20 protein-coding genes and 1 pseudogene are annotated in these 23,742 nt (G+C 70.3%); 12 read left to right on the forward strand and 9 right to left on the reverse strand.

All coding sequences use genetic code 11. The features are described from left to right. Positions 1-138: 138 nt before the first annotated feature. Entirely contained in the window at positions 139-2,532 is a 2,394-nt protein-coding gene (locus AB0I94_RS13555; protein WP_363309687.1) for an excinuclease ABC subunit UvrA, read from the forward strand. Positions 2,533-2,839: 307 nt separating this feature from the next. Then, positions 2,840-3,046, forward strand: coding sequence for a hypothetical protein (locus AB0I94_RS13560; RefSeq protein WP_363309688.1), 207 nt, complete (start codon positions 2,840-2,842; stop codon positions 3,044-3,046). A 51-nt stretch (positions 3,047-3,097) separates the two neighbouring features. On the opposite strand, the gene AB0I94_RS13565 is transcribed toward AB0I94_RS13560, so the two are convergent. Next, a complete protein-coding gene (locus AB0I94_RS13565) occupies positions 3,098-3,388 on the reverse strand; it encodes a hypothetical protein (RefSeq protein ID WP_363309689.1) in 291 nt (96 codons plus the stop codon). Positions 3,389-3,681: 293 nt separating this feature from the next. Here AB0I94_RS13565 and AB0I94_RS13570 point away from each other — a divergent pair, with 293 nt between their 5' ends. The 4 genes and pseudogenes from AB0I94_RS13570 to AB0I94_RS13585 all read left to right on the forward strand — a co-directional run bounded on the left by AB0I94_RS13570 (position 3,682) and on the right by AB0I94_RS13585 (position 8,200). Continuing rightward, complete coding sequence (locus AB0I94_RS13570; protein WP_363309691.1) at positions 3,682-5,217, forward strand: alpha/beta hydrolase; 1,536 nt, start codon at positions 3,682-3,684, stop codon at positions 5,215-5,217. Between the two features lie 183 nt (positions 5,218-5,400). Then, positions 5,401-5,532: pseudogene (locus tag AB0I94_RS13575) on the forward strand (carbamoyltransferase C-terminal domain-containing protein); the annotation flags it as partial. 268 nt (positions 5,533-5,800) lie between these two features. After that, on the forward strand, positions 5,801-7,279 hold the full coding sequence (locus AB0I94_RS13580; protein WP_363309692.1) for an esterase: 1,479 nt from the start codon (positions 5,801-5,803) through the stop codon (positions 7,277-7,279). 111 nt (positions 7,280-7,390) lie between these two features. Then, positions 7,391-8,200 (forward strand): SDR family oxidoreductase, encoded by an 810-nt coding sequence (locus tag AB0I94_RS13585; RefSeq protein ID WP_363309693.1) that lies wholly within the window; start codon positions 7,391-7,393, stop codon positions 8,198-8,200. A 42-nt stretch (positions 8,201-8,242) separates the two neighbouring features. Here the strand turns inward: AB0I94_RS13585 and AB0I94_RS13590 are convergent, their stop codons facing one another. Continuing rightward, positions 8,243-9,367: a hypothetical protein gene (locus tag AB0I94_RS13590; RefSeq protein ID WP_363309694.1), complete on the reverse strand. Its 1,125-nt coding sequence runs from the start codon at positions 9,365-9,367 to the stop codon at positions 8,243-8,245. 176 nt (positions 9,368-9,543) lie between these two features. On the opposite strand from AB0I94_RS13590, the gene AB0I94_RS13595 reads away from it, so the two are divergent. Continuing rightward, positions 9,544-10,389, forward strand: a complete 846-nt coding sequence (locus tag AB0I94_RS13595; protein WP_363309695.1) for an aldo/keto reductase — start codon at positions 9,544-9,546, stop codon at positions 10,387-10,389. On the opposite strand, the gene AB0I94_RS13600 is transcribed toward AB0I94_RS13595, so the two are convergent. Then, positions 10,367-10,930: a GNAT family N-acetyltransferase gene (locus tag AB0I94_RS13600; protein WP_363309696.1), complete on the reverse strand. Its 564-nt coding sequence runs from the start codon at positions 10,928-10,930 to the stop codon at positions 10,367-10,369. The two genes, AB0I94_RS13595 and AB0I94_RS13600, sit on opposite strands and share 23 nt — an antisense overlap. Positions 10,931-11,036: 106 nt before the next feature. Next, positions 11,037-12,356: an aminotransferase class I/II-fold pyridoxal phosphate-dependent enzyme gene (locus AB0I94_RS13605; protein WP_363309697.1), complete on the reverse strand. Its 1,320-nt coding sequence runs from the start codon at positions 12,354-12,356 to the stop codon at positions 11,037-11,039. 98 nt (positions 12,357-12,454) lie between these two features. Here AB0I94_RS13605 and AB0I94_RS13610 point away from each other — a divergent pair, with 98 nt between their 5' ends. Then, a complete protein-coding gene (locus AB0I94_RS13610; RefSeq protein ID WP_363309698.1) occupies positions 12,455-13,750 on the forward strand; it encodes an MFS transporter in 1,296 nt (431 codons plus the stop codon). 80 nt (positions 13,751-13,830) lie between these two features. Here AB0I94_RS13610 and AB0I94_RS13615 read toward each other — a convergent pair whose 3' ends face one another. Beyond that, positions 13,831-14,898 carry a YncE family protein gene (locus AB0I94_RS13615; protein WP_363309699.1) on the reverse strand — a complete coding sequence of 356 codons (1,068 nt, stop codon included), beginning with the start codon at positions 14,896-14,898 and terminating at the stop codon, positions 13,831-13,833. A 195-nt stretch (positions 14,899-15,093) separates the two neighbouring features. After that, a complete protein-coding gene (locus AB0I94_RS13620) occupies positions 15,094-16,041 on the reverse strand; it encodes an aminoglycoside phosphotransferase family protein (RefSeq protein WP_363309700.1) in 948 nt (315 codons plus the stop codon). A gap of 81 nt (positions 16,042-16,122) precedes the next feature. Between AB0I94_RS13620 and AB0I94_RS13625 the strand changes: the two genes are divergently transcribed. Further along, positions 16,123-17,226, forward strand: coding sequence for a hypothetical protein (locus AB0I94_RS13625; RefSeq protein ID WP_363309701.1), 1,104 nt, complete (start codon positions 16,123-16,125; stop codon positions 17,224-17,226). 5 nt (positions 17,227-17,231) lie between these two features. Here the strand turns inward: AB0I94_RS13625 and AB0I94_RS13630 are convergent, their stop codons facing one another. Genes AB0I94_RS13630 through AB0I94_RS13640 form a run of 3 tightly spaced genes read right to left on the reverse strand, consistent with a single transcriptional unit; the run spans position 17,232 to position 20,178 of the window. Beyond that, on the reverse strand, positions 17,232-18,176 hold the full coding sequence (locus AB0I94_RS13630; RefSeq protein ID WP_363309702.1) for an aldo/keto reductase: 945 nt from the start codon (positions 18,174-18,176) through the stop codon (positions 17,232-17,234). A gap of 45 nt (positions 18,177-18,221) precedes the next feature. After that, positions 18,222-19,130, reverse strand: a complete 909-nt coding sequence (locus AB0I94_RS13635) for an adenosine kinase (RefSeq protein ID WP_363309887.1) — start codon at positions 19,128-19,130, stop codon at positions 18,222-18,224. A gap of 13 nt (positions 19,131-19,143) precedes the next feature. Then, positions 19,144-20,178, reverse strand: a complete 1,035-nt coding sequence (locus AB0I94_RS13640; RefSeq protein ID WP_363309703.1) for a LacI family DNA-binding transcriptional regulator — start codon at positions 20,176-20,178, stop codon at positions 19,144-19,146. 337 nt (positions 20,179-20,515) lie between these two features. Here AB0I94_RS13640 and AB0I94_RS13645 point away from each other — a divergent pair, with 337 nt between their 5' ends. From AB0I94_RS13645 to AB0I94_RS13655, 3 genes are read left to right on the forward strand one after another with little or no spacing between them, the layout of a single operon-like run. Then, on the forward strand, positions 20,516-21,787 hold the full coding sequence (locus AB0I94_RS13645) for an extracellular solute-binding protein (protein ID WP_363309704.1): 1,272 nt from the start codon (positions 20,516-20,518) through the stop codon (positions 21,785-21,787). Then, on the forward strand, positions 21,788-22,807 hold the full coding sequence (locus tag AB0I94_RS13650) for a sugar ABC transporter permease (protein ID WP_363309705.1): 1,020 nt from the start codon (positions 21,788-21,790) through the stop codon (positions 22,805-22,807). A gap of 5 nt (positions 22,808-22,812) precedes the next feature. Next, positions 22,813-23,694 carry a carbohydrate ABC transporter permease gene (locus AB0I94_RS13655; RefSeq protein WP_363309888.1) on the forward strand — a complete coding sequence of 294 codons (882 nt, stop codon included), beginning with the start codon at positions 22,813-22,815 and terminating at the stop codon, positions 23,692-23,694. The last annotated feature ends 48 nt before the right edge of the window (positions 23,695-23,742 follow it).

Below are 23,742 nucleotides of genomic sequence, written 5' to 3' on the forward strand. Positions count from 1 at the left end.
GAGCAGACGAGCGGCGAACCATTGCCGCAATCCCCTCGACGAAGTAGAAAGCGACGTAGCGCTCGACGATGATCAGATCGAGCCAGGCGACAACGACGGAGACCGTGCGAGCGGCTCCGCCCGACAGATGGAGAAACCATGAGCCCGGCCAAGAGAAAGACCACGCAGTCGCCTGCGCTCCACGCCGCCGACAGCCACGACTTGATCCGTGTGCACGGCGCGCGCGTGAACAACCTCAAGGACGTGAGCATCGAGCTCCCCAAGCGACGCCTGACGGTGTTCACCGGCGTCTCCGGGTCGGGCAAGAGCTCGCTGGTGTTCAGCACGATCGCCGCGGAGTCACAGCGGATGATCAACGAGACGTACAGCGCCTTCGTGCAGGGCTTCATGCCGACGCCGGCACGCCCCGAAGTCGACGTACTCGACGGTCTCACGACCGCGATCATCGTCGACCAGCAGCGGATGGGCGCCGACCCCCGCTCCACGGTCGGCACCGCCACCGACGCCAACGCGATGCTGCGCATCCTCTTCAGCCGGCTCGGCAAGCCGCAGATCGGCCCGCCCAGCGCGTACTCCTTCAACACCGCGTCGGTCCGGGCGAGCGGCGGGATCACCGTCGAACGCGGTGCCGACAAGACCAAGACCGTGAAGGCGACCTTCCACCGCACCGGCGGCATGTGTACGCGGTGCGAGGGCCGGGGCTCGGTCTCCGACATCGACCTCAGCCAGCTCTACGACGACTCCAAGTCGCTCGCCGAGGGCGCGTTCACCATCCCCGGCTGGAAGTCCGACAGCCAGTGGACCGTGCAGGTCTACGCCCAGTCCGGTTTCGTCGACCCGCACAAGCCGATCCGCAAGTACACCAAGAAGGAACTGCGGGACTTCCTCTACGGGGAGCCGGTCAAGGTCAAGGTCAACGGCGTCAACCTCACCTACGAGGGGCTGATCCCCAAGATCCAGAAGTCGTTCCTGTCCAAGGACAAGGAAGGGATGCAGCCGCACATCCGGGCCTTCGTGGAGCGGGCGGTCACCTTCACCACCTGCCCCGAGTGCGACGGCACCCGTCTCAGTGAGGGGGCCAGGTCCTCGAAGATCAAGAAGCTCAGCATCGCCGACGCCTGCGCGATGGAGATCCGCGACCTCGCCGAGTGGGTCCGCGGCCTCAAGGAACCGTCCGTGGCGCCGCTGCTCACCGCGCTGCAGCAGACCCTCGACTCGTTCGTGGAGATCGGCCTCGGCTACCTCTCGCTCGACCGCCCCGCGGGCACGCTGTCGGGCGGCGAGGCGCAGCGCGTCAAGATGATCCGCCACCTCGGCTCCTCGCTCACCGACGTCACGTACGTCTTCGACGAGCCCACCATCGGCCTGCACCCCCATGACATCGAGCGGATGAACAAGCTGCTGCTGCGGCTGCGGGACAAGGGCAACACGGTGCTGGTCGTCGAGCACAAGCCCGAGGCCATCGCGATCGCCGACCATGTCGTGGACCTCGGGCCCGGCGCCGGTACGGCGGGCGGAGCCGTCTGCTTCGAGGGCACCGTCGACGGGCTGCGGGCCAGCGACACCGTCACCGGCCGCCACCTCGACGACCGGGCCGCGCTCAAGAAGACGGTGCGGGAGCCCTCCGGCGCGCTGGAGATCCGCGGCGCCACCCGTCACAACCTGCAGGGCGTCGACGTCGACATCCCGCTCGGGGTGCTGTGCGTCGTCACCGGTGTCGCGGGCTCCGGCAAGAGCTCACTGATCCACGGCTCCGTCCCCGCCTCCGCGGGTGTGGTCTCGGTCGACCAGGCGCCCATCAAGGGCTCGCGGCGCAGCAACCCGGCGACGTACACCGGACTCCTCGAGCCGATCCGCAAGGCGTTCGCCAAGGCCAACGACGTGAAACCGGCACTGTTCAGCGCCAACTCCGAGGGCGCGTGCCCCACGTGCAACGGCGCGGGCGTCATCTACACCGACCTGGGGATCATGGCCAGTGTCGAGAGCCTCTGCGAGGACTGTGAGGGGAAGCGGTTCCAGCCCGCGGTCCTCGAATACACCTTCGGCGGCCGCGACATCAGCGAGGTGCTCGCCATGTCCGTGGCCGAAGCGGAGGAGTTCTTCGGCGAGGGCGAGGCGCGGACCCCGGCCGCGCACAAGATCCTTGAGCGGCTCGCCGACGTGGGGCTCGGCTACCTCAGCCTCGGCCAGCCGCTCACCACGCTGTCCGGTGGCGAGCGGCAGCGACTCAAGCTGGCCACCCACATGGCAGAGAAGGGCGGCGTCTACGTCCTCGACGAGCCGACGACCGGCCTGCACCTGGCGGACGTGGAACAACTTCTCGGGCTGCTCGACCGCCTCGTCGACTCCGGTAAGTCGGTCATCGTCATCGAGCACCACCAGGCGGTCATGGCGCACGCCGACTGGATCATCGACCTCGGCCCCGGCGCGGGACATGACGGCGGCAAGATCGTCTTCGAGGGCACGCCCGCGGATCTCATCGCCGACCGCTCCACGCTCACCGGCGAACACCTCGCGGCGTACGTCGGCTGATCAGCTGGCTCGACCGCGGTGGCGGTGACCGGGCAGAGAATATGGACCGACGAGTCCGGTGCGGCCGACTTGCGGAGATTCGTCACTCAAACGTGTGTCGCGGTTTCAAGAGCGCCACTGACGGCGAAGGACGGCGTTGAATGGGCGCGAGCACGAAATCGAGGACCGAACCCAGACGGTCCGCGGAGTCAGTTATCTGCCTCTGACGCTCCAAGAGGCCCGTGGCATGCGCATGCCACGGGCCTCATGCCGGACGCGGGCGCGTTTTTGACGGTGCGGAGGAGCGGAGAGGATCGTTGGATCGCGCATGAGCGATGCGGGGAACGGGGTGCCTTCGCCGCGGCCGCCCCTCGCCGACACCAGGGCCGGAGGCGGGGAGGCCGCTTCGCAATCCCCGATCTACGACGCGCTGGTACGGGAGTGGCGCGCCCGAGGCCGCGAAGTGCCGCGTGCACCGGCCCCCCGCTCACGCTGGGAACGCGTCGACCCGCAGGACCTCTTCCACCGGGGCTGACCGGCCGCCGCTGTCCTTGCCGCCGGGGGCGGGTCGAGCCTCCGTGCCGCGTCACGTGAGGGGCGTCGCCGTACGGGCATGGGCGCCGAGCCAGCGGCAGACCGCGAGGGCGACGGTGTCGTCGAGCGTGCTCAGCGCGTCGATGGCCGCGGCGTCGTCGGGGTGGGGAGGGATACCGGCCGTGGTGAGCGTCGCGTGCAGACTCAGGCGGTGTCGGTCGCGGGGCTTGAGCACGGCCGGGGCGGCCATGTCCAGACGCTGCCTCGGGTCGGGCGGGGGCAGCAGGAAGTCGGCCTCCGCGTCCCAGTGGACGGTCGGCAGGACGGTGGCGGGTGAAGTCATGGCAGCTTCCTCACGACGTGCGGGCAAGGGCCTGTGTCGGTCAGGAAGCCTCCGGGCACCCCTCTGGTTGCACCGAGGCCGCCAAGACACCCGAACGCCGTAATCGCCGGGCACTACGAACCATATGAACCGCACGCGAAGGGTTGTTGGGCACTCCTCCCCATGGAGTAGACACAACCGCCTCATATGCCACGTGAGTTGGAGGCGTTCGGGCCTTCCGGATGAGTCGCGCGGCGGGCTCGGCAGGACACGATCGCTGATGTCCCGCACTGCCCATCGGAAGGATCGCCCGCATGCAAAGACGACCGCTCGTACCGCTGTTGGCGGTGAGCGTGATGGCGGCTCTGGCGCCCGGCCTGGCCGCCACCGAGGCCACCGCAAGCCCCTCGGCCCGCTCGGCGCCCGCCCCCGCGACAGCGGCGGGCCTGCGCCCGTACACCCAGCAGAAGCCCGTCTGGGAGCGGTGCGGCAGCGACACTCCTGCCGCCCTGCGGTGCGCCACCCTGAAGGTCCCGCTGGACTACCGCGCCCCCGGCGGCAAACAGATCGACATCGCGATATCCCGGCTGAAAACCAGCGCCCCCGGTAAACGCCACGGCGTACTGCTCTCGAATCCCGGCGGACCGGGCGGTCCCGGCCTCGAGATGCCGCTCGAACTGGACAGGCAGCTGCCCCAGCGGGTGAAGGACCAGTACGACCTCATCGGGTTCGACCCCCGGGGGGTCGGCCGGAGCACCCCCGTCCAGTGCGGGATCAGCGGCGAGGAGAACACGCTGCTGCGCCCGCTGCGTACCTTCGACAAGAACGTCGTGTGGGCCAAGACCGTGGCCGACAAGTGCCGTTCGAAGGAGGGCGACGCACTCCGGCACATCACCACCCGCAACACCGCACGCGACATGGACGTCCTGCGGGCGGTCCTGGGCGAGCGGAAGATCTCGTACTACGGAGTCTCGTACGGCACCGCCCTCGGCGCCGTCTACACGCAGCTGTTCCCCCGGCGCGCCGACCGGATCGTCCTCGACAGCGCCGTCGATCCGAAGCGGATGTGGCGAGGGATGTTCCGGGTCTGGGCCACAGAGGTGGAGCCGGCGTTCGCGCGGTGGACGAAGTGGACCGCCGCGCGCGACGCGACCTACGGCCTTGGTGGCACACCGGCCGCGGTGAGCAAGAGCTTCTGGGACGTGGTCGCAAGGGCCGACCGCGATCCGATCGTCGTCGACGGGACGCCGCTCGACGGGGCCGGCGTCAGGGAGCTGGTGCGAAGGGACTTCTTCACCGTCCGTGACGGAGCCGAGCGCGTCGTACAGCTGAAGGAGGCCGCCGCCGGGGGGAGCGCCAAGAGCCTGGAGCCTGCCGAGCCTGCGCAGGAGCCCGACATCTCGGCCACCATGGCCGTGGTGTGCGGTGATGCCTCCTGGCCGCGTGACCCCGAGACGTATCGCAGGGACTCGATCCGTGACGCGGCCCGCCATCCCCTGTACGGGGACTTCGCCGCGGGGGTCATGCCTTGCGCCTTCTGGGACAAGCCGGTCGAGCCCGCCACCGAGGTGGACAACAGGGTCCCGGCGCTGATCGTGCAGAACGAGTGGGACTCGCAGACCCCGCTCGTCACCGCGCGTGCCCTGCACCGCCAACTGAAGGGCTCGCGCATGGTGACGGTCGACGAGGGTGAGGGCCACGGCGTCTACAGCACCAATCCGTGCGCGGATCTTGCTGCCGACTCCTACCTGGCCACCGGTAGACTTCCGGCCGCCGACGTGACATGCCGGGCGACCCCGGGCGAGCGTCGCGCCGCATCCTCGCTCCCGGCTCCAGGGCCCCTCGGCTGACCGCCGCGACCGCCTTCTGACAGTGCCCGGAGCGGGTGGCGGCGATCGTCACCCGCTCCGGTGCACCCTCGCTTCGAGAGGCCTGCAACCCGCCCTCGACGTACTGGGGAATAGCACCATCTCCGGGTCGAACACCGGGAGCCCTTCTGCCCGTTCGCGCCGGTCGTCCTCGCCTCCGAGGCACCCCGCGTCTTCGAGATGGGCAAGGAGACCTCGTCCCCGTACATGACGTTCGTCTTCCCGGTGCGCGAGGAATACCAGGAGCGGATACCCGGCGCCTGCCACCTCGACGGCACGGCGCGCGTCCAGACGGTCGACGCGCGGCAGAACCCCGCGCTCGCCGAGCTGCTGCGCGGCCTTCACGGCGAAGACGGACGTGCCCTGCCTGCTCCTCGCCACCGAGACCGACCATCTGGTCATCGACCGGTTCGTCGTCACCAAGAAGGCCCGCTGAACCATCGGATCGAAGGCCGCGTACAACCCTTGTGCCCCATCCGATGTCGAACAGGGCGCCGGACAAGGAACGGGCCCTTTCCGGACACCCTCGCGCCTGCCCGGCCACTTCCTTTTTCAGGAGCCGCTCGTGCGCAAGAACCGTTCGGCCGCCCTCGCCGCGGCCTCATTCCTCCTTCTCACCGGAGCGGGCATCGTTGCCGCCCCCTCCGCGGTCGCCGGCACCCCCGGGGGTACCCGCGCCGACGACCGCAACAGTGACTTCAACGGCGACGGATACGAGGACGTGCTGGTCGGAGCCCCGGGGGCGACGGTCAGCGGCCAGAAGGGCGCCGGTCTCGTAACCGCCCAGTACGGCTCCTCCAGAGGCATGAACACCACCTCCGTCGCCCGGTTCAGCCAGTCGACGGCCGGTGTCGCGGGCGCCGCGGAGGCGGCTGACGGCTTCGGAACGGCCGTCGCCACCGGTGACCTGGACGCCGACGGCTTCGACGACGCGATCGTCGGCATCCCCGGCGAGGACATCGGCGACACGGCGGACGCCGGTGGTGTCGCGATCCTGTGGGGCTCGAAGGAGGGGCTCAGCGGCGCCTCCAGCGACTGGCTGGAGACTCAGGAGCCCACCAAGGGCGAGCAGTTCGGCCTGAGTCTCGCCGCCGCGCACCACACCGACGAGACGCCGGGCGACATACTCGCCGTACTGGACCGCGACGACCTGGAGCTCTTCGCGTACGACGCCGCGCCGCAGGCCGACGGGCAGGCCCCGCTGCGGCGCCAGGAGACCAAGAGGCTCTCCGCGGCGGCCGAGGAGCGCGACATCACGCCGAAGTCGCTCACCACCGGCGACTACGACAAGAACGGCTACGCGGATCTCGTCGTCTCCGGCGTGACCGTGGGCGACGAGCCGGGGCACGGCTGGTCCGCGTACTTCTCGGGCAACGCGGACGGTCTCAAGTACGAGCACGATCTGCGCGGCGGGCCCGTGGCCGCGTCCGGCGACATCAACCACGACGGCTTCGACGACCTGGTGACCGGCGAGCCCAACTCCCCGGACGACGGGGGCGAAACGCTGACCGGCGGCCTGGTCGGCGTCCGCTACGGCGACGCGGACGGTCTCAAGGACGAGGCAAAGTGGTGGACGCAGGACAGCAGTGACGTGCCCGGCACGGCCGAGCGCGGCGACGGCTGGGGCGCCGATCTGTCCGTGGCGGACACGAACGGCGACGGCTACGCGGACGTCGCGATCGGCGCACCGGGCGAGGACATCGGCACGGTCGCGGACGCCGGGGCGGCCTGGGTGCTGCGTGGCTCGGAGTTCGGCCTGACGGGGGTCGGCGCCAAGTCGTGGGACCAGGACTCCGCGGACATCCCCGGCGTGGCCGAGAAGGGCGACAAGTGGGGCGCCCAGGTGCGTCTGACGGACCCGAACCGCGACGGCCGCTTCGGTCTCCTGGCCGCCGCGCCCGGCGAGAACGCCGGTGACGGCATCGTGTGGGTCCTGTCCGCGGGTACCGGTGGCATCACCGCGTCGGGCTCCTGGACGTACGGCGCGGATTCGCTGGGCGCGCCGGGCAAGGGCGCGGCGTTCGGCGCGGCGATCGACGAGTAGGGCCGACGGGCCCGCGAGGGCCTGAGGGCGGGCCGTCCGAACGCGGTCGTGAGCGGTCTACGTATGATCGTGGCCATGTGCTCACGACCGCGTTTCGGAGGCTGAACAGGCATGACGGACAGTCGAGTTGTCGTCATCACGGGCGGCGGTACGGGTATCGGCGCCGCCACCGCCCGGCAGCTGCGCGCGGCCGGGCACCGCGTCGTCGTCTCCGGGCGGCGCCCCGAGCCGTTGCGCCGCGTCGCCGAGGAGACCGGCGCGCTGGCCCACCCCGCCGACGCGGGAGATCCCGCGGAGGTCGCCGGTCTCGTCGCGGCGGCCGTCGACGCCTACGGTCGCATCGACGGGCTCGTGCTCAACGCCGGGGTGGGGCGCAGCGGGGCGGTCGGCGACCTGTCCGACGAGGACTGGGACGCCGTGCTGCGCACCAACCTCACGGGCCCCTTCCTGCTGATGCGGGCCGCGCTTCCCCATCTCTTGGAGGCGCGCGGCTCGGTGGTCGCGGTCGCCTCGGTCGCCGCACTGCGCAACGGCGTGGCCAACGCCGCGTACGCCACGTCCAAGGCGGCGCTCCTCCAGCTGTGCCGCTCCCTCGCCGTCGACTACGGCAAGGCCGGTCTTCGCGCCAACACCGTCTGCCCCAGCTGGGTGCGCACCGAGATGGCCGACCGGCGGATGGCCCGGTTCGCCGAGGAGGCACGGCTGGGGGACGGCGGGGCCGACGCGGCGTACGAGGAAGCGACGCGGCTCCTCCCGGCGGGCCGGCCGGGAGAGCCGGAGGAGGTCGCCGAGGCGATCTCCTGGCTGCTCTCGCCCGCCGCCTCCTTCGTCAACGGCGCGGTGCTGACCGTCGACGGAGGAGTGACGGCGGTGGACCCCGGAACCTCCGCCTTCGACTTCAGTGTTACGCCGCGCGCATAGGGCCCTTCTGACGGAGCTCCGGGGCCGGGAAGAACCGGTGGGTCAGCCGAAGCGTTCCACCCGGAGCTGGGCGGGTGGAAACGGCGAGAAGGAGGTCGTGCCCACCGACCAGTGGCCGCCTTCCGTGCCCGGTATCGGCGCGATGGCCTGGGGCAGGTAGGTGGACGGCGTCTCCGGTCCGCGTTCGCTGAGCCAGGCCGTGCCGTCCCAGCGCAGGTAGTGGGCGCGCTTCTGGTCCCAGAAGTCCCAGCCGGATATCCGGTCGGGCCGTCCTGTGCCGTCCCCCGCGATGCCGCTCAACAGGCCGACGGTGAACGGGGCCTGGACGTTGCTCCACTGGGCGCCGTCCCAGTGCTGCAGCGTGACTCCGGGCGGTTTGCCGGGCGGCCCGCCCACGCCGTACGCGAATCCGGTGAGCCAGATGTCGTCGTGCGCGACCGGGAGCAGTCCGGTCACCGAGGCGCGGATGCCGAGGGTGCGGGGGATCACCGTCCAGGCGCCGTCCCAGCGGGCGATGACGTCGCCGTAGACCCACACCTCGCCCCCGGGCGTCACATGGACGCCGGAGGGCGTGGGCGCGGCCTCGTCCGGCAGCGGCCGGCACCAGCGCCACGTCGTGCCGTCACCGCGCATCAGCCCGGCGCGGTCACCGTGCCGCCCCGACACCCAGAACCGGCCGCCGGGGGCGGCGGTGACGTCGGTCAGCCGTGTCCCCGGTTCGCCCCGCCCGGGAAAGTCCGCCTCGTGCCAGGTGGTGCCGTCCCACGCGAGGAGCTGGTCGTGCCCGGCGTTGTCCGTGCCGACGGCCCAGGCGGTGCCATCCGCCGACGCGCCGTCCGGTGCTGCGGCGACCGCCCGCAGTCCACCTCGGTACGTCAGGTGGCTGAGGTCGGTCCGTGACCAGGCGGAGCCGTTCCAGCTCAGGGCGAGCGGCGTGCCGACGGTGCTTCCGTTGCGGCCCTGTTCGCCCACGGCCCAGGCGAGTTCGGGGCTCGCGGCGGCGACCGCGAGCAGGTGCGCCGCTTCTTGCGCGGCCGGTGCGGCGACCTGCTGCCATGCCGCGGCCACCGAGACGGGCCGTGCGGCGGCGGCGCCGGACAACGGGACGGGCAGGGTCAGCCCCGCACCGCTGATGGCAAGACCGCGGACAAAGACACGTCTTCGCATGAAGGGAACCCTTCCTGAGGCCTTCTGGGAGGCAACACCATGAACCGGGCGCCGCCGGCCGTCAATGCACGGGGGTGCGCAATTCGCGGGAACCCAGCACGCTTTCGGTTCGTCGTCGTGATGGCGGGCTCGCGGTCCTGGTGCGCGCCGACACACATGAGGGGGAGACGCGACACATGACATCGAGCACGTTCCGCATCGGCGGAGAAATCCCTGTCCACCGGATCGGGTTCGGGGCGATGCGCCTCGCGACCGAGGCGGGTGCGGCCAGGAAAGCCTCCATCGAGGTGGCCCGACGAGCCGTCGACCTGGGCGTCACGCTGATCGACACGGCGTACATGTACGGGTGGGGAGCCAACGAGGAACTTCTGGTCGAAGCGCTGTATCCGTACCCGGACGATTTGCTCATCGCGACCAAGGTCGCGATCGAGCGGCCGGGTCCCGGCGAAGAGGCGCCGGTCAACGGACGGCCGGAGTTCCTGCGTGAGCAGGTCGAGCAGGCCCTGCGCCGGCTGCGTGTCGAGCGGATCGGGCTCCTTCAGATGCACCGTCTCGACCCGAAGGTGCCGCTCGCCGATCAGCTCGGCACGCTGCGAGAGTTCCAACTCGACGGGAGGATCGGCCACATCGGCCTCTCGGAGGTCACCGCCGACGAGCTGCGCGAAGCACAGCAGATCGTCGACGTGGCGAGCGTGCAGAACCGCTACAGCGTGCTGGACCGCGAGCATGAGGCCGTGCTCGACGCGTGTGACGCCGCGGGAATCGCCTTCCTGCCCTGGCGGCCGGTGCACCCGGCGGCCTCGTCCGGGGCGGCCGAGATCGAGGCCGTGGCGACCGAACTCGGCGCCACCGCGGCGCAGATCGCCCTGGCATGGCTGCTGGGCCGTTCACCGGTCGTGCTGCCGATCCCCGGCACCGCCTCGCTCGACCACCTGGCCGAGAACGTCGCCGCGGCCGGTCTGCGGCTGAGCGCGGAGCAGCGGGAGCGCCTCGACCGGATCACGCTTCCGCCTGCCGGATGAGGTCGTCCGCGGGACGGTCGATCCGGTAGAGGTAGTGGGCGCGGTCGTCGAGGGGGTTGTCGGGTTCCAGCGACACCTCGGCGACCCGCCGCAGGCCCGCCTTCTCCAGGGCGCGCCACGACGCGTGATTGCCCACGTGTACGGGGACGAGTACGGCGGTGGCCTCGTCGTGATCGCTCCAGGTGGCCTCGACGATCGCCCGGATCATGCGCGTGCCGAGTCCCCGGCCGGCCTGGGAGGGCTCCCCGATCAGGTAGTCGATGGAGAGGGCGCCCTCGGGAACCTCCGCTTGACCGGCCAACTCGGCCCCGTACTCGGGGTAGTCGACGAAGCGGCAGCGCTGGACGAGGCCGAACGGTTCGCCGTCCAGCAGCATGAGCAGGTCCTCGGACGGCTCCTCGCCGCGGGCCGCGGGGCCGAAGTCGCGCGCCACCGCCTCGGGCGAGGTCTCGTGGTTCCACCAGCGTGCGACGAACGGCTGCTCCAACCACCGCCGCAGCAGGGGGAAGTCCGATTCGTCGAGTCGACGCCAGCTGATCATCGGGACACCTCGCTGAAGTGACGTTCGGGGGGGCGGGACGGTGGCACCCGTACCCATTGTCCCGCCTGCCGCGCACTCAACGCCCGTACAGGGCGGCAAAGCCGACTCAACCCCCGTACGTGGCCTCGGAGTCGCCGAGCACCGCGGCGAAGTCTGTGGCGAGCCGCGCCGCTTCCGGCACCTCGAGCGAGGCCGTGGTGATGCGTACGGCGGTGGGTGTGGCGATGCGGAAGCGTGAGCCCGCGGCCACCCACCATCCCCGTGAGCGCAACCCGTTGACCACGGCGGATTCGTCCCGCACCGATACCCACACGTTCATGCCGCTCGCGCCGCGCGCCGCGATTCCGCGGCGTGCCAACTCTCGGATCAGTGCCTGGCGCCGCTCGCTGTAGGCGTGTTCGGCCCGCGTCACCAGTGTCCGCGTGGCGGGATCGGCCATCGTGCGCTCGACCGTCTCCTGCAGCAGGTGACTGACCCATCCCGACGTGAGCAGCATCCGTCCCTCGTGCCGGGCCAGCGTGGTCGCGTCGCACGCGAGCGCCGCCCACCGCAGGTCGACGCTCAGGTGCTTGGACACGGTCCGCACCTGGGCCCACCGCTCAAGACCGCCCGACGCCAGCGAGTACGGGGGCGCGCCCGCGACCTCCGCGTTGTGGTCGTCCTCGATGACCAGTACCTCCGGGAAGCCCCCGAGCGCTTCGAGCAGGGCGTCGCGCCGTGCCTCCGAGAAGCAGCCGCCCATCGGATTCTGCCCCCGGGGGCTGCACACCACCGCCCTGACTCCTGCCCGTAGCGCGGTGCGCAACGCGCCGGGCGTGATCCCCTCGTCGTCCACCGCGACCGGCACCATGCGCAGGCCCAACGCCGGTACGAGGTCCAGGAGATGGTGAAAACCCGGGTCCTCCACGGCCACCGCGTCGCCCGGCTTCAGCTCCGCGGAGAGCAGGCGTGCCATGCAGTCCAGTGCGCCGTGCGCGAAGGTCACCCGGCTGTCAGGGATGCCGTCGCGCGCGAACCACTCACGGGCCAGCTCCTCAAGTCCCGTGCGGCGCGGCGAGCCGCGGTGCGAACCGAGGACGGGTACCACTCGCTCGGGCGGCAGCAGCACCGGCATCAGTGCCGGGTCCGGGTGCCCGCCCGCCAGATCGCGCACCCCCTGCGGCACTCGCGGCGGTCGGCGCGCTCCGATCGCGGGCGCCTGCGCGACCACCGTTCCGCCACGTCCCCGCGTCACCACGATCCCGCGCTGCCGGAGCTCCTTGTAGGCCGTCGCCACCGTCCCCGCGCTGACTCCGAGATCGTCGGCCAGCCTCCGTACCGGAGGCAGCGCGTCGCCCGGGCCCAAACCGCCTTCCGCCACGGCCTGTTCGACCGAAGAGGTAATGCCCTTGGCGGTCGTGCCGTTGATCGCATATTGTGCTGCCACGTAAGCCAGTATGTATTGGTACAAAGGTGCGGTCAAGTCGAAGTCGTATCGCCGGACAGAAGCCGTATCGCCGGACAATCGCAGGACAAGGGGGAGCGGTGGGTCTCAGCCGCCGACGGGCCGCGTTGTACGCCCGCATACCAGGGGGCCTCGACGGCCGCCGCATGCTCTGGATCGCCCTGATCAACAAGGTGGGCACCGGGCTGTGGATGGGGGCGGCCGCCCTCTACTTCACCCTGGTCACCGGGCTCTCCGTCGCCGAGGTCGGTGTACTCATGGGTGTCTCGGGGGCCGTCGGCATCGCGGGCGCGCCGCTCGCGGGCCATCTCGCCGACCGCTTCCCCGTCACCCGCGTCATCATCGGCGCCCAACTCCAGCAGGCCGTCGCCCTGTTGGCGTTGCTGACGACGGACGACTTCTCCCTGCTCCTGGTGTACTCGGCCGTGAACAGCCTCGCCGACCGCGGGGCCAACGTCCTCACCAAGCTGTACGCCGCCCGTATCGCGGGTCCGGACCGCACCAAGTACCAAGCCGTGCAGCGCACGGTGTCCAACGCGGGCTGGGCCATCGGCGGCCTCGCCGGCGCCCTCGCCCTCGCCGTCGGCACGGACCACGCTTACCAGGCGCTGCTCATCGGCAACGTGATCAGCTTCCTTTTCGCCGCGTTCCTCACCCTGCGCTGCGCGGAACCGCCTTCCCCCTCCCGCGTGGTCACCGATTCCACGGCGTCCGCGCCGCCCGCTCCACAGTCAAACCCGTGGCGCGACCGTCCCTACCTTCTGTTCACCGCGACCGAGGCGGCGCTCTTCCTCGACGACGCGGTCCTCCAGGTCGGCATGCCCCTGTGGATCGTCCACGCCACGGACGCCCCGCACGGCCTCGCACCGCTGCTCATGGTCCTCAACTGCGTGCTCGTCGTCTGCTGCCAGGTCCCGCTGTCCCGCTTCGGGGGTACACCGGACGGAGCCCGAGCACTCCTCGTACCCCTCGCCGCGTGTTTCGTCGTCGGCTGCGCCGCGATGACCGCCTCGGTGGCAGGCGGCACCTGGGCGACCGTCATCGCCCTGGTGGCAGCGGCGATCGCCTTCACCTTCGCGGAGATCCTGCACGCCATCGCGTCCTGGGAGCTCTCCATCGCGCTCGCCCCCGATGACGCCCAGGGCGCCTATCTCGGCGTGCACGGTCTGTCCTCGTCGGCCCAGCGCAGCGGGGGACCGCTCCTGGTCACGGCCGTGATCGCCGCCGGTCCCCTCGCCTGGCCGCTGCTCGGCGCGGGCGTGATCGCGACGGTCGCGGCGCAGAGTCACCTCGTACGCAAGAGACTGCTCCGTGCGAGCGGTCCGGCGGATGCGTCCGGCGCACTGAGGGGACGCGGTCAGCGCCTCGGGTCGTAGTCCGTCGCGTACGACGACGTCCCGCTCGCCACGGTCGTGTGGCGGGCGGGACGGCCATGGTGCTCGGGGTCCGCGGAGGCTCAGCGGCCGATGCGGATGCGGTGAGCCTGGTCCTGGCCCTCGGGGCCGGTGCCGGACTTGTCGACCACGAACGCCGTACCGCCCGTCACCTGGACGTGGTTGGGGTTGGCGCCGGTGGTCAGGGACTCGACGACGGCGCCCTTGGCGGGGTCGACGACCGTGATGGTGCCGGGGGTCCGGTTGGCGACCAGGACGTTGCCCGAACGCCGGTCGGTGGCGACGGACAGGGCGCCCGCGCCGGTCGGCACGGACTTCGTCACGGTGCCCTTTTTGAGGTCGATGACCGAGAGGCCGCCGGCGGCCTGATCGGCGGTGTAGGCGGTGCGGCCGTTCTTGGAGAGGGCGACGGAGATCGGGCCGTCGCCGGTCGGGATGAGGCGCGGGCTCTCGCCCTTCGGGGTGATCTCGATGATGCGGTCGCCGCCCAGGTCGGCGGCGTAGACGGCACCCGTCCGCGCGTTCAGGGCGAGGCCGGCCGGGCTCGACCCCTCGACCGTGACGCGCTTCTTCTCCTTGAAGGTGCGGGTGTCGAAGGCCACGACGGTGCCGTCGCCGAAGCTGCTCGCCCACGCCGTGTTGTGCTTGGCGTCCACGACGACCTCACGGGCGTGGTTCACGCCGGGCAGCGAGGCGAGGTGCTTGCCGGTGCGCTGGTCGTAGACGGCGACGGAGTTGTCGCGGGTGTTCGTCGTCCAGACGGTGTTGTGCTCGTCGTCGACGGCGATTCCGTAGACGGCCTCGACGGCGCCGGTCTCGGCGTTGGTGACCGGAGGCGTGTAACTGGCCTTCACCTTCAGCGTGCGCGGGTCGACCTTCAGGAGGCTGGAGTTGGTGACGGGCGGCCTGCCCACCGCGGAGGTGGCCCACAGCACGTTGTTCCGCTCGGAGTACGCGGACTGGTAGAGCCCCTTCACGAGCGGCGCGGACTCGACGGTTGAGCCGGACGCTTTGCCGGAGTGCTGCCCGGGCTGCGCGGACGCGGTACCGGTCAGGGCCAACGTACTGCCCGCGGCGAGGGCCACGGCGACTGCGGCGGTACGGCGGATGCGGCAGGTGAGTGAGGACATGCTGCGTCAATCTCCTTGACTGAGGCGCCTCCAGGAGAGGCGATCAACCAATAACTTAGCTTAGGCTTACCTAAGTATCACTCCATCACGCGTGTGGCGCCCACCACACCCGGACCCTCCACCACCATGCCCCTCGGTGCCAAGGCGGTGACAACGCCTCGCCCACACCGCTCGGTTGGGAGAGCCGGGGCAACGTCAGATCAGCAACTCCGCGGTCTCCAGGAACGGGCGGCCGAGCTCCTGCGCGCCGAAGTCGAGCACGTACAGCCCGGTGGACACCCGCTCAAGGAAGCCCCATTCCCAGACCGCGCGCTCGTCCACCCCGGCCCGGTCCGCGAGCAGCCCGCAGTAGGAACGGATCAGACCGCGCGCCGCGGCCCCGTCCCGGCCCCTCAACTCGGCGCACCAGTCGCGCAGTACGACTCCCAGGTCGTACGCGGGCTCGGCGAGGAACCCGTCGGGGTCCACGAAGACGAACCCGGCCTCGGCACCGGCCCGGGGCGCGGCGGCCCGCAGCGCGTTGCCGGGATGCGGGTCGCCGTGCACGACGACGCAACGGTCGGGATCGAACGCGGCGGCGCGACGTTCGGCGAAGGTGAGCGCCGTGGTCACGACCCGCTCCGAGCAAGGCCGCCCGAGGCTCTCCCACCGGCGCTCGACCATCTCGCCCAGGGCGCGGGCCTTGTTCTGGGCGGGGTCGGCGGTCAGTACCGCGGCGCGCGGCACTCGCCAGGCGCTCGTGAGCATGGCGCACAGGGTCTCCATCTGCTGCCGGGGAGCGAGGCCGAGCCGGTCCATCGACGGCCCGAGCGCTTCCAGGAGCAGCGCACGCCGGCCCAGGTCCTGCGCGAGGAGCCTCGCGTACCCCTGCCCCTCCGCGAGGCGCAGGACCCGTACCTGACTGGTGAAGTCCGGCGAAGGCAGGGAGACTTTGAGCACCTCGTTCCGGCCGTCGCGGGTCCGGACCCGCGCCACGTAGGAGGTGCTTGCGCCGGGCAGCGGCGGCCCGATCCCGATCGACCAGCGCCGCTCCAGGCCACCGAGAAGCCCGGGCAACTCGTCCAGCCACCGGCGGCCGGGGGCCCCAAGGCTGTGGGCCTTCTGACGTACGAGGGAAGGGACCTCGACGGCGGGCTCGGTCACGGCGCCGATTATGACCGTCGGAAACGGGGGAGACGGGCGATACGGCACCGTCGTGATCAACTTCCCTCTACGCTGCCTGACATGGGCGGGATAGATGTGGCCAACGGCGTCGTGGGCGCCGTGCTGGGAATGCTGTTCGCGGTGCTGTTCCAGCAGCCGTTGCAGAACGGCCTGTACCGACTGCGCACGCGCTCCACACGCGCGGTACGCAGCCTGCGACAGCGGGAGGAGTCCAGCCCCGCGTGGCGGACCTTCTCGGTGGGACCACTGCACACCTCGGCGCTGATCGTGGAAGGGGACGGAGAGTCCTCCATCCCCGCCGAGGCCGTCTACATCCAGGTGCTCGACGAAGGGATCGAGCTGCCTTCCGACATGGCCGCCTGGCGGGACGAGATAGAGGAAGAAAGCGCGCGGTTGCGGGCCGAGGGCCGCACACCTCTGTGGAACGGCCCTCGCTACGCCGTCGAGTCCTTCGATGTCTCGCGGACCGCGCTCGACGAGCAGCCGGAAGTCCACCTGCGGCTGCGCCCGACGGACTACTACACCTTCCTGGCCGCCCAGCAACTGGACCGCCGCCTGGCCGACGGCACGACGCCCCGCTCACGCCATCTCGACCCGGACGACCCCTTACGGGCCCCCGCCTTCCTGCAGTGCAGCTTCGCTGTCAACATCGCCGTGGTGACCGCCGACGACATGCTGGTCGTCAGCCGGCGCAGTGACCGGGTCAGGATGGCGCCTGGGGTGTGGAACTCCTCCGTCAACGAAGGAATGTCCCGGCACATCGACTCGTCCGGCAGGAGCGCCCCGGACCTGCACGCCGTTGCCCGGCGCGGCATGCGCGAGGAGCTGGCCATCGAGCCGCACGAGTACTCGCTCGAACTCCTCGCCTTCGTCCTGGACGTCGAGAAGCGCCACTGGAGCGCCCACTTCTACGCCCGGCTGAAGGACCTGACCCGCGAGGACCTGCAGGCGCGCATGAGCCGGGGCGTGGCGGACAGGTGGGAGCACCAGACCATTGACTACGTGCCGTTCCGTCCCGCCGCGGTGATCAAGTACGTCCTGCGGCCCGACCGCGTTCACCGCTGGGCCCCGCTCGCACCGGCGCTCTTCCACCTCGCCCTCGTGCACGTCTACAGCCGTACGCCCGTGGAGCGGGTGGGAGCGCAGATCGTCCGGCGTCTGTAGCCGCCCTACGGCAGGGGGCCGCCGCGGGCGGTGGTCCACAGGGCGTACCACTCCTCGTGGGTGAGTTCGGGTTCGCGGTGCACGGCGTCGCGGCAGGCGAGGATGCGGTCCGGGCGGCTGGTGCCGATGACGGGGGCGATCTGCGCGGGATGCCGCTGGAGCCACCACAGGAGGATCGTCTCCGGGGTCGTCCGCTTGCGGGTGGCGAGCTCGGTGACGAGCCGTGCGGTCGGGGTCTCGCCGCCGCCGGTGAAGCGGCCCCGGGCGAGGGCTCCCCAGGCCTGCAGCTGGATGCCGTTGGCGGTGCAGTACTCGAGGGTTCCGTGCGGGAAACCGCTGTCAGCGGCGGCCGGTGTGTTCACGAGCACCCCGGCCTCCACCCAGTCGCGGCACTCCAGGCTCATCTCCAACTGGTTGGCGACCAGCGGTACGTCGAGATGCGCCCGCAGGTTGGCGATCTGCGTGGCGCTCATGTTCGACACGCCGAACCGGCGTACCAGGCCCTGTCCGTGGAGGGAGGACAGAGCTTTCGCGATCTCCTCCGGGCCCGTCAGCGGATCGGGGCGGTGCAGGAGCAGTACGTCGATCACGTCGGTGCGCAGCCGGGTGAGGCTCTCCTCGACGCGCTGGACGATGGTCGGCCCCCGCAGGTCGTACAGACCGGGGCGGTCGCCGTCGGCGAGGCGGATGCCGCACTTGGTCTGCAGCACGATGCGTTCGCGCAGCCCGGAAGCCCTGGCGAGCACCTCGCCGAAGACCGCCTCCGACTTGCCGTGCCGGTAGATGTCGGCCTGGTCGAACACCGTGATGCCGGCCTCGAGGGCGGCCTCCACGGCGGCCTCGGCCGCGGCGATGTCCTCGGCGGCGTACGGGGTGGTGTCCCAGGTGCCGCCGAGCCCCATGCACCCGTACAGCACACGACCGGTGCGCACGTCGGTCCGCGATGCCATGTCTCTTCCTCCGTGTCGCTGCGTGGTGGACCCGGCCATCGTCGCTCAGGTCCGCGGTGGTCCGTCGGCCAGGGCGAGAAGTCGGTCCCTGCTGATGACGTCGGCGCGCGTGGCCGGGACGGTGCAGGCGTACGCGCCGGCGATCGCGCCGTAGCGGGCGCACCGCTGGGGTGGCTCGCCGGACAGCAGGCCGAAGAGGTAGGCCGAGGCGAAGGCGTCACCGGCGCCGTTGGAGTCCACCACGGGGGCGGGGGGCGTGACGGCCGGCACGTGGGACAGTTCGCCGTCGACGAGGAGATGTGCTCCCTCGGCCCCGGCCGTCGCGATGACCGCCTCGGCCCGGCCGCGCGCGGCGATCCGGCGCATGGTCTTCTCCGGGTCGGTCAGGGCGGTGGCCGAGAGGAAGACGACGTCGGCTTCGTAGGCGAAAGCCTCGTGGTACGGCTCGGCTCCGTCCCAGTTGTGCAGGTCGGTCGAGATGGTGACTCCCTGCGCGCGCAGCGTGGGCAGGGCAAAGGCACAGGGGTGGGTGAGGGAGACGTGGGCGTGCCTGCTCACCGCGGCCAGGGCCTCGACCGTCGCCGTGGGCAGCCGGTCAGTGTCCTGCGAACGGCTGTTGTCGTACAGCGAGAGGCGACGCCCGTCGGGGCCGACGAGGTTCACCGCGCGTTTGGTGCCCCCGCGCTGGGGGACCTCGGTGAAGGGGATGCCGCGCTCACGGTGCAGGGCGCGGACCAGCTCGCCCTCGTGGTCGTCGCCGATGAGGTCGATGTGATGGGTGCGCAGCCCAAGGGCCTGAACCCCCATCGCGACGAAGTCACCGGTCTGCCCGGCCCGCATGTCGATCGCGGGCACCATGTAACTGTCGGCGTAGGGGAGCGGCAGCTCGGGGACGTACACGATCGAGTCCACGCCGGCGCCGCCGAGCACCAGGACGTCGATCTCGACGGGCAGCGCCTGCCCCCGGCTAGACAGAGCCCGGCTCCGGCCGGCCGGACGCGGTCGAGCCGCGGACCACCAGCTCCGGCATGAAGAGGAACTCGCTGTGCGGGGCGGGAGTTTTGCCGATCTCCTCGAGGAGGGTACGGACGGAGGCCTGCCCCATCGCCTGGACCGGCTGGCGGATGGTGGTCAACGGAGGGTCGGTGAACGCGATGAGCGGCGAGTCGTCGTAGCCGACCACCGAGATGTCGCGCGGAACCCGCAGGTCACGCTCCCGGGCGGCCCGGATGGCGCCGAGCGCCATCATGTCGCTGGCGCACACGATCGCGGTGCAGCCACGGCCGATCAGCGTGCCCGCCGCGGCCTGGCCGCCCTCCAGGGTGTAGAGGGAGTGCTCGATGAGCTGCTCGGAGTCCGCGGGCGACATCCCGAGGCGTTCGCGCATGCCGATCTGGAAGCCCTCGATCTTGCGCAGTACGGGCACGAAGCGCTTGGGACCCACCGCGAGCCCGATGCGCGAGTGGCCCAGCGAGGCGAGGTGCGTGACGGCGAGCCGGGCCGCGGCACGGTCGTCCGTGGAGACGAAGGGAGCCTGCACCTTGGGGGAGAAGCCGTTGACCAGGACGAAAGGCACGCCCTTGCCGCGCAGCACCTCATAGCGCTCCATGTCGGCGGTGGTGTCGGCGTGCAGGCCGGAGACGAAGATGATCCCGCTGACGCCGCGGTCCACCAGCATGTCGGTGAGCTCGTCCTCGGTGGAGCCGCCCGGCGTCTGGGTGGCCAGAACCGGGGTGTAGCCCTGGCGGGTCAGGGCCTGGGCTATGACCTGGGCCAGCGCGGGGAAGATCGGGTTGTCCAGCTCGGGCGTGATCAGACCGATCAGTCCGGCGCTGCTGCGCTGCCGCAGCCGCGTGGGACGTTCGAAGCCGAGCATGTCCAGGGCGGCCAGGACGGATTCGCGGGTGCCCGCCGCCACACCGGGCTTGCCGTTGAGGACGCGGCTGACGGTGGCTTCGCTCACCCCCGCCTGCGCTGCGATGTCGACGAGCCGTGCGGTCATGCGGGGACTGTACCGGTGATCCGCCGGATTGCACACCGGTCGTGAAAGCTTGCAGAAAGATCCGGTTCTGCAAGGAACTTGCGGGACCTCCAGGGCGGGAGCGGAGGAGACCGTTGCCACTTCAGACGGCCTGTCAAGCGCAGCAAGGGAAACCGTAAGGACACACAGCGGTAACGATCACCAGACCTTGCAGAAATTTCCCGCAAGGTCTTTCGAGCGCTTTTCAATCCTGTTACGTTCCCTGGCAACCCGGCGCCGCGTCGAGTGCGGCTCGTAGGGGGCAGCCCTGTTGGGGGTTCTGCCTCCCCTTGTTCCGGGATCAGTCGAAGGAGTTCACATGCGGCGTGGCATAGCGGCCACCGCACTGGTCGCGACCCTGGCCCTGACAGTGGCGGCATGCGGTGGCGATGACGGTGACAGCGGCAGCAAGGGTTCGGGCAAGCTGTCCGGAACCGTCACTTTCTGGGACACCTCGAACGACGCCGAGAAGGCGACGTACAAGAAGCTCGCCGAGGGCTTCGAGAAGCTCCACCCCGACGTCGAGGTCAACTATGTGAGCGTCGCGTTCGGCGAGGCCAACGCCAAGTTCAAGAACGCCGCGGGCGGCAACTCCGGCGCCCCCGACGTGATGCGCACCGAGGTCGCCTGGGTCGCGGACTTCGCCAACCTCGGCTACCTGGCGCCGCTGGAGGGCACCGCCGCCCTCGACAAGGCGGACGACTACCTCCCGCAGGCCGCGGCCAGCACCAAGTTCAAGGGCAAGACCTACGCGGCCCCGCAGACGATCGACACCCTGGCGCTCTTCTACAACAAGAAGATGCTCAAGGAGGCCGGCGTCGAGGTCCCCAAGTCCTTCGACGAGGTGAAGTCCGCCGCGAAGAAGATCAAGTCGAAGTCCGGCAAGACCGGCCTCTACCTGCGCGGCGACGACCCGTACTACTACCTTCCGTACCTCTACGGCGAGGGTGGCGACCTCCTCGACACGAAGAACAAGAAGATCACCGTCGACGACCCCCAGGGCGCAGCGGCCTTCAAGGTGATGAAGGACCTGGTGGACTCCAAGGCCGCCACCACCGACGCGAGCGACGGCTACAACAACCAGCTCAACGCCTTCAAGGACGGCGACGTCGCGATGGCCCTCGACGGACCGTGGTCCATCGAAGGAGCCATGCAGGGCAAGGAGTTCAAGGGCGACAAGGACAACCTCGGCATCGCCCCGGTCCCCGGCGGCAGCGACCGCCAGGCCTCCCCGCAGGGCGGCTGGAACCTCGCGGCCTACGCGGGATCCAAGAACCTCGACGCGAGCTACGAGTTCATCAAGTACATGAGCTCGGCCAAGGTGCAGCAGCAGACCACCGAGAAGCTCAGCCTGCTGCCCACCCGTACCTCGGTGTACGACGCGAAGTCCGTCAAGGACAACCAGATGGTGCAGTTCTTCAAGCCGGCCGTGGACAAGTCCGTGGAGCGGCCGTGGATCCCGCAGGCCAACGCCCTGTTCGAGCCGATCCGGCTGCAGATGGAGAAGGTGCTCAGCGGCAAGACCTCGCCCGAGAACGGGGCGAAGGGTGTCGGCGACGCCTACCGCAAGCTCCTGAAGGACTACAAGTAAATGGCTGTTGACAGCAGCCAGTCTCTGGCCAAGGCCGCGGACGCCCAGGGCGCCCGCGGCCGCGGCCGGCGGACCGGCGACACCGGCAAGACCCCGGGGCGGCTGCGCAGGTCGCTGTCCACCCACTGGTACGCGTGGAGCATGGTCGCCCCCGTGGTGGCCGTGATCGGCGTGATCATCGGATACCCGCTCGTACGGGGCCTGTACCTGTCGACGACCGACGCCAACGAGGCGAACGTCGAGCGCACCATCGGCGTCAACCACATCCCGGCGACCTACGAGTCCGTCGGCCTGGACAACTACACCGCCGTGCTCTCCGACGGCATCTTCTGGGACCGGCTGACCTGGACGATCATCTGGACCGTCTCCTGCGTCGCGATCTCCTTCGGGCTCGGCCTGATGCTGGCGAACATGCTCAACCGCAAGCTGGCGGGGCGCTCCCTCTACCGGATGGCGCTGATCCTGCCGTGGGCGGTGCCGGCCTTCGTCTCCGTCTTCACCTGGCGGCTGCTGTTCAACGAGAAGAACGGCATCCTCAACAAGATCCTCGCCGGTGGGGGCATCGACGCGATCCCGTGGCTCAACGACCCCACGTGGGCCAAGCTCTCGGTGATCACGGTCAACGTCTGGCTCGGCGTCCCGTTCATGCTGGTCGCCATGCTCGGCGGACTCCAGTCCATCCCCGGCGAGCTCTACGAAGCCGCGGAGATGGACGGCGCCAACGCCTGGCAGCGCTTCCGGCACATCACCCTGCCGGGCCTGCGGACCGTCAGCAGCACCGTGATCCTGATCAGCGGCATCTGGACCTTCAACATGTTCCCGGTGATCTTCCTGCTCACCCGGGGCGGTCCGGGAGACGCCACCGAGATCCTGGTGACGTATGCCTACCGGCTCTCGTTCGTCGTGAGTCCGCGCGACTTCGCCGGATCCGCGGCCTGGGGCGTCATCATTCTGCTGCTCCTTTCGCTCTTCGCGGTCGTCTACCGCCGCGCGCTCCGCAAGCAGGGAGAAGTGTGGTGACCACCGTGACCGACCAGAAGACGTCGACCGCGAGCCTGCCCAAGGCGAAGAAGGTCAGGGAGCGCGGTGAACGCGGCCCGCTGGCCTCGGCCGGCCTCCACCTGGGCCTGCTGATCGCCTCGGCCACCGCGGTGCTCCCACCGCTGTGGCTGCTGATCACCTCCTTCAAGCCGACGAGCGAGGCGTTCTCCACCGACCTGGTCAAGGACTTCACGCTCCGCAACTACGACCACGTCGTCAACGACACGGAGTTCCTGAGCTGGCTCGCCAACTCCCTGCTCGTCGTCGGCCTGACCACGGTGATCGGCGTCTTCATCTCCGCGACGACCGGCTATGCCGTCAGCCGTTTCAAGTTCCCCGGCATGCGGCCGCTGATGTGGCTCCTGCTGATCACCCAGATGTTCCCCGTCGCGGTGCTCATCGTGCCGCTCTACAACCTCCTCGCCACTCTGGGCCTGCTCAACCAGCCCATCGGCCTCGTCGTCACCTACCTGACGATCGCCGTGCCCTTCTGCGCCTGGATGATGAAGGGGTACTTCGACACCATCCCGGTGGAGATCGACGAGGCCGGACGGGTGGACGGGCTCAACCCGTTCGGCACCTTCTGGCGGCTCATCGTGCCGCTGGCCAAGCCCGGTCTCGCCGTCACCGGCTTCTACAGCTTCATCACCGGCTGGGCCGAGGTCGCCTACGCCTCCGCCTTCATGACGGGCGAGGAGAACCTCACCCTGGCGGGCGGCCTGCAGACCTTCGTCAATCAGTACACCAGCGACTGGGGCTCGTTGACGGCCTCGGCGGTGATCGTCGCGGTGCCCGCCGCGGTGATCTTCGGCTTCGTGCAGCGCCACCTCGTCTCCGGCCTGACGGCCGGCGCGACGAAGTCCTGACCGCCACGAAGCCCTGACCGCCAAGAAGTCTTGACACGACACACCCCC

The sequence above is a fragment of the Streptomyces sp. NPDC050147 genome (assembly GCF_040660195.1).
GTDB lineage: Bacteria > Actinomycetota > Actinomycetes > Streptomycetales > Streptomycetaceae > Streptomyces.